At 52.3% G+C, this 11,275-nt stretch carries 8 protein-coding genes and 2 pseudogenes; 6 read left to right on the forward strand and 4 right to left on the reverse strand.

Annotation, left to right across the window (positions count from 1 at the left end; all coding sequences use genetic code 11):
• The first annotated feature begins 205 nt into the window (after positions 1-205).
• The 3 genes and pseudogenes from FJ147_23925 (at position 206) to FJ147_23935 (ending at position 6,711) form a co-directional block, all read left to right on the forward strand.
• A complete protein-coding gene (locus tag FJ147_23925; GenBank protein ID MBM4258937.1) occupies positions 206-1,405 on the forward strand; it encodes an efflux RND transporter periplasmic adaptor subunit in 1,200 nt (399 codons plus the stop codon).
• A 208-nt stretch (positions 1,406-1,613) separates the two neighbouring features.
• Positions 1,614-3,176: pseudogene (locus FJ147_23930) on the forward strand (hydrophobe/amphiphile efflux-1 family RND transporter).
• 1,789 nt (positions 3,177-4,965) lie between these two features.
• Positions 4,966-6,711, forward strand: a complete 1,746-nt coding sequence (locus tag FJ147_23935; GenBank protein ID MBM4258938.1) for an efflux transporter outer membrane subunit — start codon at positions 4,966-4,968, stop codon at positions 6,709-6,711.
• A gap of 133 nt (positions 6,712-6,844) precedes the next feature.
• Here FJ147_23935 and FJ147_23940 read toward each other — a convergent pair whose 3' ends face one another.
• Positions 6,845-8,143, reverse strand: coding sequence for an acyl-CoA dehydrogenase (locus tag FJ147_23940; GenBank protein MBM4258939.1), 1,299 nt, complete (start codon positions 8,141-8,143; stop codon positions 6,845-6,847).
• Between the two features lie 23 nt (positions 8,144-8,166).
• A complete protein-coding gene (locus FJ147_23945; protein ID MBM4258940.1) occupies positions 8,167-8,589 on the reverse strand; it encodes a group II truncated hemoglobin in 423 nt (140 codons plus the stop codon).
• Between the two features lie 166 nt (positions 8,590-8,755).
• On the opposite strand from FJ147_23945, the gene FJ147_23950 reads away from it, so the two are divergent.
• Positions 8,756-9,181, forward strand: a complete 426-nt coding sequence (locus tag FJ147_23950; GenBank protein MBM4258941.1) for a DUF814 domain-containing protein — start codon at positions 8,756-8,758, stop codon at positions 9,179-9,181.
• Positions 9,182-9,319: 138 nt separating this feature from the next.
• Here FJ147_23950 and FJ147_23955 read toward each other — a convergent pair whose 3' ends face one another.
• On the reverse strand, positions 9,320-10,099 hold the full coding sequence (locus FJ147_23955) for a PD-(D/E)XK nuclease family protein (GenBank protein MBM4258942.1): 780 nt from the start codon (positions 10,097-10,099) through the stop codon (positions 9,320-9,322).
• A gap of 20 nt (positions 10,100-10,119) precedes the next feature.
• Positions 10,120-10,482 (reverse strand): winged helix-turn-helix transcriptional regulator, encoded by a 363-nt coding sequence (locus FJ147_23960; GenBank protein ID MBM4258943.1) that lies wholly within the window; start codon positions 10,480-10,482, stop codon positions 10,120-10,122.
• A 113-nt stretch (positions 10,483-10,595) separates the two neighbouring features.
• Here FJ147_23960 and FJ147_23965 point away from each other — a divergent pair, with 113 nt between their 5' ends.
• Both FJ147_23965 and FJ147_23970 read left to right on the forward strand, forming a co-directional pair.
• Complete coding sequence (locus FJ147_23965) at positions 10,596-11,027, forward strand: YeeE/YedE family protein (GenBank protein MBM4258944.1); 432 nt, start codon at positions 10,596-10,598, stop codon at positions 11,025-11,027.
• Positions 11,024-11,155 (forward strand): annotated as a pseudogene (locus FJ147_23970) (YeeE/YedE family protein). Before FJ147_23965 ends, FJ147_23970 begins: the two are co-directional and overlap by 4 nt.
• Positions 11,156-11,275: the final 120 nt, after the last annotated feature.

The following is an 11,275-nucleotide window of genomic DNA, read 5'->3' on the forward strand; positions in this document are numbered from 1 at the left end:
TCAGGGAGAGGGCTAGGGTGAGGGGATGAAAACTCAGGGCTTTTGACTTCTCGACTCCCTCATCCTGACCTTCTCCCTGAGGGAGAAGGAACCCATACTCGCAACGGAGCACCTAAACACACAGCAATTTCTCCTTAAGTTGTGACTGATGGGTCAACACCTCCCCCCACTTCGCACTGCGTGTCTCTCCAGCTACAGTGCGCGCATGCTGAGTCGGAACGTTGTTGTTTATCCGTTGCTATTGAGTGTCTTTTCTCTCGGCATTGGCGGGTGTCATTCAGAACCACCGCCGATGATGGCCATGCCACCACCAACGGTGACGATTAGTCAGCCGGTCGAACGAGCGGTGATTGACTACGATGAATACACTGGCCGCACTGCTGCAGTCGAAGAGGTCGAGGTCCGGGCACGAGTCAGCGGTTATCTCATCAAGCGCAATTTCAAAGAAGGCTCTGAGGTGCAAAAAGGTGACCTGTTGTTTCTGATCGATCCACGCCCTTTTCAGACCGTTCTTGATTCGGCCAGAGGCCATGTTGCCCAATGGGAAGCGAAACGGGCACGTGCGGAGGCAGATGTGGCGCGTAACCAACGCTTGCTGCCGAAAGGAGCTGCTAGTCAAAAGGACCTTGACAATGCTATGGCCGATCTTGGTGAAGCCCATGCGGCGATTCAGTCTGGTCAAGCTGCGGTGCAGCGGGCGGCGTTAGACCTTGAGTTTACTAAAGTGACCGCACCTATCAGCGGACGTATCAGTCGGACCTTTATGACCGAAGGCAATTTGGTGAACGCTGATGCGACGGTGCTGACGACCATCGTTTCGTTGCAGCCGATGTATGCCTATTTTGATGTCGATGAGCGTTCGATGTTGCGCTATCAACAGTTGGCCCGCTCGACGAACAACAATCAACGAGAGGCTCGCCTTTCGGTGTCGCTGACACTGGCAAACGAAGAGGGAGGTCCGCAACCGGGAACCCTCGATTTCATTGACAACCGTGTCGATTCAACTACTGGAACTATTCGTATGCGCGGCGTTTTTCCTAATACGAATCGTACTCTTACTCCTGGTTTGTTCGTCCGTATACGCATCCCTGGGAGCGATACCTATCAAGCACTGCTTGTGACGGATCGTGCCATCAGTACCGACCAGGGACAGAAACACGTGTGGGTGGTGAATGAAAAGAATGTCGTGGAATACCGACCTGTCAACATTGGTGCGATCCAAAGCGATGGATTGCGAGTGGTCAAAGCTGGCCTGAAACCAGAAGAGTGGCTCGTGACCAACGGACTGCAACGTGTACGTCCAGGGGTAACGGTGGTACCGCAACGTGGAGCCATGCCCACGCTGGAGGCGGATGCCAGTGCTGGTGCCGCAACGGTGGCAGCGACAAAGACACCGGCTCCGTAGCATGGAGAGAATACTCAGAGATATGGATTCCACGGCAACGTTCCTTCCCCCTGTTAAGGGAGAAGCCTAGGATGGGGTCGAACGCGCATGTTCAGTTTTGGGTTCTCTGTCTTTATCCCCTTCCTGACCTTCCCCCATGACTGAGGGAAGGAACCCCAATATGTAACTCTATATTCGCCGCAGTTTTTTTGTTGATACAGGCATTTCTATGTTCACCCGCTTCTTTGTTGACCGTCCCATCTTCGCCACCGTGCTCTCGGTGGTGATTGTGATTATCGGTGCTGTTTCTGTCCGCCAACTACCGCTTTCGCAGTACCCCGACGTTGTCCCACCGACCGTCGAAGTCACGGCCCTGTATCCTGGCGCTAATGCACAAGTGGTAGCAACGACAGTGGCGACACCGATAGAACAGGAAGTGAATGGTGTTGAGAACATGCGGTACATGGAGTCGCGCAGCACGAATGATGGCCGCATGACTCTGACCGTCACTTTCAAGCTCGGCACCGATCTGAATACCGCACAGGTATTGGTACAGAATCGCGTGGCGATTGCCACACCCAAGTTGCCGGAAGAAGTCCGACGACAAGGAGTGGTCACTAAAAAAACCTCGCCGAGTCTGCTGATGGTCATCAACCTTATTTCTCCGAATAATCGCTATGAACCACTGTATCTTAGCAACTATGCGACGCTACAAATAAAAGACGTGCTTGCCCGCGTACCCGGTGTCGGTGAGGCGTTGATTTTCGACACCCGCGAATACAGCATGCGTGTGTGGCTTGACCCGGAAAAGCTCTCTTCGCGTGATATGACTGCAAGTGACGTTGTTCGTGCGCTTCGTGAGCAGAACATCCAGGTTGCGGCTGGCGGGATCGCGCAACCACCGGGAGCAACTGGCCAAGATTTTCAGTACACGATTAGTACGCTGGGCCGACTCATCCAGGAAGAGCAGTTTAGCGATATCGTCGTCAAAACTGGCTCCGGTGGGCAGATTACCAGGTTACGTGATGTCAGCCGCATTGAGTTAGGCTCACGCAACTACGATGTACGCAGTTATTTCAATGAGCAGCCTACGGTATCCATAGGTATATTCGAGCGGCCCGGCTCCAACGCCCTTCAGACTTCGTATGGTGTAAAGGCGGAGATGGAGCGGCTGAAACAGCAGTTTCCCGATGGGGTCGATTATCGTATCGGCTACGACACAACCAGTTTTATTGAAGACTCGATTAATAGTGTCTACATCACGTTGATCGAAGCGACGATCTTAGTCTTCATTGTGGTCCTATTGTTCCTGCAGGATTGGCGCGCGACGTTGCTGCCAATGATCGATGTGCCAGTGTCGTTGATCGGGACATTTTTCGTGATGTCGGTGTTAGGATTCTCGCTCAACAACTTGTCACTATTTGGTTTGGTCCTTGCGATTGGCATTGTCGTCGATGATTCTATAGTTGTTGTCGAAAACATTGAACGCTGGATGGCCAAAGGGTTGCCTCCGCGTGAAGCGACACTCAAGGCGATGGAAGAAATCACAGGACCCGTGATTGCGATCACGCTGGTGCTCAGTGCGGTGTTTATCCCTACCGCCTTTGTTCCCGGTATCAGTGGACAGTTTTATCGCCAGTTCGCTTTGACGATCGCAGCTTCGACGATCATTTCTGCGGTGAATGCGCTGACTATGACTCCGGCCCGTGCAGTATTTTTTATTCGTACGGATAGTTCTACCCACGGAAAACAAGAGCCACTGCCGCGACTTGGGATTGCAGCGCTCTTTGGCGTGTTGGCATGTTGGTCGTTGCCACATCTTCCACCTTCCCTCGCAACGCTTTTGGACTCACCAGGCGCTGACCTGGGTGGCTATATGCCGAACTCTGCCCTCGTAGCATGGAGAATGTACAGCCTGCTTTTTTGCCTTGGAGGCGTCATCGGCTGGTTCGTCGCTCCTGTGGTGAACTGGGTTTTGGGAAAACTCTTCGCTGGATTTAACTGGCTGTTTGATCACATGGTGGAGGTTTATGGCCGCACAGTGGCCATGCTTCTCCGGATTAGCGTTATTGTCTTACTGATTTATGGCGGACTGATCGGGCTGACCTATGTGGGATTCTCACAGATGCCCACAGGTTTCATTCCAGAGCAAGACAAAGGATATATTGTTGTTGCAGCGCAATTGCCCGACGGTGCGAATCTGGCACGTACTGAAGCGGTCATGGCTCGTGCATCTGCAATCGCGCGTTCAACCCCTGGCGTTATTCGTGCAGTTGCTATTCCGGGATTCTCGCTTCTCACAGGAACCAATCTTTCAAATGCAGGGACGATGTTCATCATTCTTGCGTCGTCTGAAGAGCGCGCTGGTCGTCCAGGCCTACATGCGAATGAGATATTAGGACAGCTCCGTGGACGTTTCTGGGGGGAAATTCAAGATGCGCTGGTACTCGCCTTTGGCGCCCCACCTGTCGAAGGTATTGGCAACACTGGTGGGTTCAAGATGCAGTTACAAGTCCGCGGCGATGCGTCTCCGGCAGCGTTACAAAGCGTGGTCGACAGTGTCATGCAAACCGGGAGTGCCCAACCTGGGCTGGTTGGCCTCTTCAGCACCTACCGTGCAAATGAACCACAACTCTACGTTGATGTCGATCGTGCCAAAGCAAAAGCGCAAGGAGTAGCACTCAGTGAGTTATTCGATACGCTGCAGGTATACTTAGGCTCGGCGTATGTGAATGATTTCACGCGCTTCGGGCGCAACTGGCAAGTCTATGCCCAAGCAGACTCGCAATTTCGCGCTCGCATAGAGGACATCAAAAAGCTCAAAGTCCGCAATGCAACTGGGCAAATGGTGCCGCTTGGAACATTAATAGAAGTGAAAGATGTGAGTGGTCCGTCGGTTGTCAGCCACTATAACATGTATCCGTCCGCCGCCATCAACGGCAGCGTGTTGCCAGGAACAAGTACTGGCCGAGCGATTGCTATGATGGAGCAGGTCGCCTGGCAAGAACTGCCCGCATCAATGGGTTTTGAGTGGACGGAACTGACCCTCGAAGAAATTACCGCAGGCAACACTGGAATCTTTGTGTTTGTCTTGGGAACGATTTTCGTCTTTCTGGTGTTGGCAGCACAGTACGAAAGCTGGTCGTTACCCTTCGCCATTATTCTGATCGTACCCATGTGTTTGTTCGCGGCATGGATTGGATTGTGGCTTGTGCATTCGGATAACAACATTTTCACGCAGATTGGATTGGTTGTGTTAATCGGCTTAGCTGCCAAGAATGCTATTCTCATTGTTGAATTCGCTAAGCAGCGAGAAGACGAGGGACAAGCTCGCGCTACCGCAATTGTTGAAGCCTGTCGTTTGCGTCTCCGCCCGATCTTGATGACGTCTTTCGCTTTTATTCTTGGAGTTATCCCGCTCGTTCTTTCTCAAGGTGCTGGGGCCGAGATGCGCTTTGCCCTTGGCATTACGGTATTCAGCGGCATGTTAGGGGTAACCATGTTTGGCATTTTCTTTACGCCAGTTTTCTATGCGGTGATTCGTCGACTCACCGACCGACGCGCAAAACATACAATTGGTAATGTATCGCGGGTGGCGAATGGGTAAGCGGATATTGAACGAAAGCCGAATCGCAAAGTCAGAGAAATACCAAATGAGTGGGCAAATGGGTGAATGGGTAAATTGGCGATTCCGAGTGATGGGGTTGTCGCCGGTTCGCCCGGTCTCCCATTCTCCCATTCTTCCCTCATGCCTTTCGCTTGCTCTTCTCACTCTCCTTCTCTCCTCCTGCGCCATGGTCGGCCCGAATTACCATCAGCCGACGGCTCCAGTGGCACAGCAGTGGATTGAGACGGCGCCCCTGACTATCGAACGAGCAACAGCAGACATCAGCACCTGGTGGACAGTGTTTAACGATGCTGCACTCAATTCGCTCATTGAAACTGCGCGAAAGCAGAATCTATCGCTACACACCGCGGGCATTCGTGTAATCGAAGCACAAGCACGGCGAGGATTGGTGATTGGCCAGCTTTTTCCTCAACAACAAGTTGGTGTTGGCGGCTATACCCGCAACGAGTTGAGTACCCAGACAGCGAATCGACGAGGCATACCAGGCTTTAGGTCTGATTTTGACCAATGGCAGTTCGGTCTTGATGCAACATGGGAGTTGGATATCTGGGGGCGCTTCCGTCGCGGGATTGAAGTCGTCGACGCGCAACTTCTCGCCGCAGTGGCAAGTTACGATGATGCACTTGTCAGCCTGACGGCGGAAGTGGCAACAAACTATCTGTTCCTCCGCATTCTCGAAGAACGTCTTGAGGTAGCAAAAACGAACGTTACGATTCAGCAGCGCAGTTTTGACATAGCGCAAGCCAAGTTTGAGGGAGGAGCCGTAACGGAACTCGATGCTGCACAGGCTGCGGCGCTGTTGCGTAACACGCAAGCGCAGATCCCTGAACTCGAAACCGCGATACGGCAGACGCAGAACACCTTGTGTGTACTGCTCGGAATACCGCCACGAGATCTCCAAGATATGCTGGGTGGAGCGGGAAAAGTGCCAACGACTCCAACAACAGTTGCGGTCGGTATACCGGCTGATCTGCTCCGTCGCCGCCCAGATATTCGCCGGGCCGAGCGGCAATTGGCGGCGCAGAGTGCCGCGATCGGTGTAGCCACGGCGGACTTGTATCCCTCATTTTCTTTGTTTGGCTCGCTCGCAATAAAGGCCGAAGATTTTCCCGACCTCTTCACAACTAGTGCGTTAGAAAGTTTTGCTGGTCCACAGGTTCGCTGGGCAATACTCAATTACGGACGGATTCAAAGTAACATTCGCGTGCAAGACGCACAGTTTCAAGCGTTAATCAGTGAGTATGAGAATACCGTCTTGCGTGCGCAGAAAGAAGTCGAAGATGCAATCGCTGGCTATCTTGGCGTCCAGCGACAGGTGACCTTTCTGCGAGGCAGTTTTGCAGCTGCAACTCGTGCAGTTGAACTGGCAGATTTTCAGTATCGCGAAGGAGCAACCGATTTCACGCGGGTACTCAACACGCAACAATTTCTCGTGACCGAGCAAGACCGCCTTGTAGCGACGCACGGCGCTGTCGCTCTCAATCTGGTGTCGTTGTATCGCGCACTCGGCGGAGGATGGGAATCTCAGATTGGGAAGGAGTTTGTATCCGCAAAAACCAAAGCGCAGATGCAAGAGCGAACTCAATGGCGAGACTTCTTACTCTCGACGGAGCAAGCCGCAGATATCAAAGCTGTCGCAAAAGGTACTGGAAGTGATAAGACTCAATGGCGATGGCAGGAGTGGAAGCCGCGGTGGTAGAGAGCGTAGGGGCGCACAGCCGTGCGCCCCTATCTACTAAATGTCGAGTCTCATGACATCGCGTACTCATTTTTGTGCAAAAATCCAAGAAATTCGACGAATTCTTAGTGCGCGATGTTATGAGACCTGACAACTAAAGATTCCCCACTTCTCGCTCCAATATCTCACCGTACTTCTTCATCGCCTTCTCTCGTAGCGAAATCAAATGCCCAGAAGGGAACAAGTCAGGATTGGCTTTGTACTCGCGTAATATGCGGCGAGCGACAGTCACCTTGTGCACTTCTGTTGGACCGTCGGCGAGGCTGGTCATAAACGATTCGACCATCTGCGCTGAGAAAGGCATCTCGTTAGATAATCCAAGTGCACCATGGATACGTAGCGCGCGATAGACAACATCATGATACACCTTGGGCATCAAGGCTTTGATAGCCGCAATGTCTTTGAGGACTTTGCGATAGTCTTTGTACTTGTCGATACGCCAGGCAGTGCGTAACACAAGCAAGCGGAATTGCTCCATCTCGATCCACGAGTCAGCAATTTGCTCTTGCACCATCTGTTTGTTGGCTAAAACCTCGCCTTGCGTTTCACGTGAAAGTACTCGTTCGCACATCATATCGAATGCTTTCTTCACCTGCCCGACCGTGCGCATGGCATGATGAATACGTCCACCGCCAAGGCGGGTCTGGGCGACCTCAAACCCTTGCCCACGTTGGCCAAGGAGATTCTCTCGTGGTATGCGTACATCTTCATAGCGAATATAGGCATGTTCGCCCGTGTCGCCATGCTCAGTGCCTAGCCCAACGTTCCGCACAATGTTCACCCCTGGTGTGTCGGTTGGCACCAGGAACATCGACATTTTTTGATATGGTGGCGCATCGGGATCGGTAACGACCATCACGATCAGAAACGAAGAGAAACGCGCATTGGAGGAAAACCATTTCTCACCGTTGATGACCCAGAAGTCTCCCTTCAGTTCAGCTTTACACTTGAACATCTTGGGATCAGCACCGGCATGTGGTTCGGTCATCGAAAAGCACGACACGATATCGTTACTCAGTAACGGCTCAAGATATTTCTTTTTCTGTTCAGGCGTACCGTAGTGCGCCAGAATTTCCGAGTTGCCCGTATCAGGCGCTTGGGTGCCAAACACGACCGGCGCAAACCGCGCTCGTCCTAAGATTTCGTTCATCAAGCCGAGTTTCAGTTGCCCATAACCAGGTCCGCCTAATTCTGGCCCGAGGTGGCATGCCCACAGTTTCCGCTTTTTCACCTCAGCTTGCAGCGGGCGCACTAACTTTTGGTTACGTGGATTATGTACATCGTATGGACTGCCAAGAATGTGATCGAGCGGCTCGACTTCTTCACGCACGAACTGCTCGATCCAATCAAGTTCTTTTTGAAATTCCGGTTCGGTCTCAAAATCCCAGGACATACCTATCTCCTTCTTTCTATGTGTTACTCTCGCGTCCGACAGCGTTCGGCAGGAATCGCTAATTGCTCTAGTAAATACTTTTTGAACTCTGGACTATAGGGTTGCTGCTCAATCGCCTTACTCATGCACAACAGCCACGTGTCGCGTTCAGCTCGACCGATCGGCAAATGACTGTGTGCTTTGGGGATGATGATTGAACCATATTTCTGTTGGAACAATTTTGGTCCTCCCAACCAACCACAGAGAAATCGCGCCAGTTTATCGCGAGAAACTGTCAGGTCAGTAGGGTGCATCGCTCTGATGATCTTCGCTTCAGGTAGACTATCCATTTGATCGTAGAAATCATCGACAAGGCGACGAATCCCGACTTCCCCTCCAGCAGCTTGGAACGAAGCACCTCCTACACCAAAACGCGGCTTCTCGTTATTCCTCTGCACAGCATCCATAACCATCCTGTATTCGTTTCGTGGCATCGCCGCCAATGACTATCGTCCGCGGCGAAGAGGCGCAAGCCTAGTTTTCAATCTTTGCGGAACAAACCCTCTGTCTGCCTTCACGATTGGCGATAACTCAAGCGACGTGTTAGAAGGAATGTCACCAAGCGGTGCATCAATGGTATCGACAGTGAGTGATACGAAACCTCGCATTCTCCAATATGAGCTTCCCGGCGAATGGACTCTCCTTGTCGGAGCTGCAGCAGCAGACAACGATGTCCTGAGCACGACCATTGCTCGCCCTGATGACTGGTGGTTTCACGTCGAGGATGTTCCGGGCAGTCACGTGATCTTGCGAGCAAAAGCTGACGAGGAACCGAGTCGCGAAACGTTACGTCAGGCGGCATCTGTCGCCGCCTATCATAGCAAAGCCCGCACGGCAGGAACTGTTCCTGTGTATTGCACCCGCGCTCGTTACGTGCGGAAACCACGCGGCGTGAAAACTGGGACTGTTGAAGTCACGAGCGGCACGCTCTTGAAAGTTCACCCTGAGGTCAGTTTTGCAAAACGGGTACAGTATCGAGGAGACGTAAACGCGAACTGAAGCACGGTACACTCGCTCACTTTACGTCACAGTCCCACGTCGGTGTCACTCTGAGTGAAACGAAGGGTCTCTCGGAAAGATTCTTCGCTTCGCTCAGAATGACACTCCCAAACGACAAGGCACCAAGAGCCCGACCGTTCAGAAATCAAACCCTAACTGTGTCGCGCGGCCACTGGCAGGGAGAGGTCGCGGACTGCGTGCTTTCACTGGGCAAAATTCTTGAAAATCACAAGTTGAACACCATGCGCCTTCGTGCGGCTCGAACGTCTGCTCACGGCTGATGTCACGACACAATGCGCGGACGCGGGTTTGCGCCGCTTCTGGCTTGTCGGCTTCAACGGTTTCTTTCTGTCCTGTGCGTAAATAATAAAAGGAAAGCTTCTTTGCAGCTTCACCCGTCGCCGCATGAAAGCCAAGTTGGTAGACATCTAATTGTAACGGATCAGGGGCGATCACACTGCGTTGCGCAAGTTTGTAATCGATAATTTCAAAGCCGTCAGGGGTATCATCAACACGATCGATGCGGCCAGTCAGAGCAAACGGCCCGACATGCAGCGTAAATTTCTCTTCTAACAGATAAGGCGTGGGGAAACGGCCACGATGCGCTTCCCAATAGCGCGTCAATAACTGGCGACCTTCCTGATATTGTTGCTCGGTCAGCGGTCGTGTGGGATTGTCGTAATACCCCTTCAAATGTGCCAGCAAAGTCTCAAGCGAGACCGCAGGACCGGCAAATAAGCCAGGATGGTCGGCTGGCGGCTGTTTCAATCCTTGATGGAAAAGGTGTAACGTGCCATGCAGTGCCCGCGACGACTGCGCTGTAGGTCGGGGTCGGCTCGGCAATCCACGGTTATAGCGAATGTGATAGCGAAAGTGACACTGTTGAAAGGTCTTGAGGGCAGTGTACGAGAGCTTCATTCCTCTCCCCCTTTCCAAAGCTATCGCGCCCGTCGTCGTTGTACCGAAGGTGGCGCGATCTCATCAATCTGGGCAGCCAATCTATCATGCAGGCTGTTACAGACAACCTCACATAAGGCAAAGACCGTGTCATCCGCTATGGCGTAATACACATTGAGTCCATCTTTACGGCGACGAACGATACCAGCGAGTTGCAGGATCCCTAAGTGTTTTGACACATTCGCTTGCAACGCACCTGTCGAGGCGACAATCTCACCGACCGTCAGCTCGCCGTCCCACAGGGAGTGGAGAATCTTGAGACGCATCGGTTCGGCAAGCAGCCGAAAACGCTCGGCGATCATCTCAAGCGCAGCGTCGGATAGCTCTTTTTTCTGGCGTGGCATGCAAGCTCCTTGACATTATTCAACTATATTGCTAAATAGCAATATAATAATAACAGAAAGTAGAAATACTCGCAAGAGAAACTCCCGTTGACGTTTCGAAAGGAGGAGAGTTTATGGAAAATTTTACGCCGCTCGCTTCGCTCGGTGGCGGACTGCTCATCGGCCTCAGTGCGTCGTTGCTGCTACTGTGTGACGGAAAAATTGCCGGCATTAGTGGGATCGTTGGCGGACTGCTCAGCCCAACGCAGAACGACACCGCATGGCGTGTCCTCTTTCTCGTCGGCCTCCTCACGGAAGGACTCCTTTTCAGCCTCTTGGCGCCGCAGGTCTTCGCCATCAGTATTTCACGCTCGACCATCGCTCTGGTTCTCGCTGGTTTGCTGGTCGGCTTTGGCACCCGACTGGGCAACGGGTGTACGAGCGGGCATGGAGTCTGTGGCATCAGTCGCTTTTCAGTACGCTCTATCGTCGCGACCGTCACGTTCATGATTACCGCAATCGTCACGGTATACATCATCAATCACTGGTTAGGAGGATCACTATGAACTCAGCACTCGCGGCATTTATTACCGGTCTGATTTTTGCCGTTGGCCTTGCCATCAGTGGCATGACACAGCCAGGAAAAGTGATCGCGTTTCTCGACCTGTTTGGCAATTGGGACCCGAGTTTAGGCGATTTACAGGAAAGATTATACCATCTGCGCATTGACCAAAGTATTCCCTAAACCTTAATAGATTAGACGGATATTGAGGATTTTGATTGCTTGAGCTTGGGATACTCTTTTCAAGAACTC

It is taken from the genome of Deltaproteobacteria bacterium, from assembly GCA_016874775.1.
Lineage (GTDB): Bacteria > Desulfobacterota > Binatia > Bin18 > Bin18 > VGTJ01.

Excerpts from the sequence above, each read along its gene's own strand:
- FJ147_23960 (MBM4258943.1), bottom strand. The coding sequence starts at position 10,482 with ATGCCACGCCAGAAAAAAGAGCTATCCGACGCTGCGCTTGAGATGATC.
- FJ147_23955 (MBM4258942.1), bottom strand. The coding sequence starts at position 10,099 with ATGAAGCTCTCGTACACTGCCCTCAAGACCTTTCAACAGTGTCACTTT.
- FJ147_23940 (MBM4258939.1), bottom strand. The coding sequence starts at position 8,143 with ATGTCCTGGGATTTTGAGACCGAACCGGAATTTCAAAAAGAACTTGAT.
- FJ147_23935 (MBM4258938.1), top strand. The coding sequence starts at position 4,966 with ATGTATCGCGGGTGGCGAATGGGTAAGCGGATATTGAACGAAAGCCGA.
- FJ147_23945 (MBM4258940.1), bottom strand. The coding sequence starts at position 8,589 with ATGGATGCTGTGCAGAGGAATAACGAGAAGCCGCGTTTTGGTGTAGGA.
- FJ147_23925 (MBM4258937.1), top strand. The coding sequence starts at position 206 with ATGCTGAGTCGGAACGTTGTTGTTTATCCGTTGCTATTGAGTGTCTTT.
- FJ147_23965 (MBM4258944.1), top strand. The coding sequence starts at position 10,596 with ATGGAAAATTTTACGCCGCTCGCTTCGCTCGGTGGCGGACTGCTCATC.
- FJ147_23950 (MBM4258941.1), top strand. The coding sequence starts at position 8,756 with ATGGTATCGACAGTGAGTGATACGAAACCTCGCATTCTCCAATATGAG.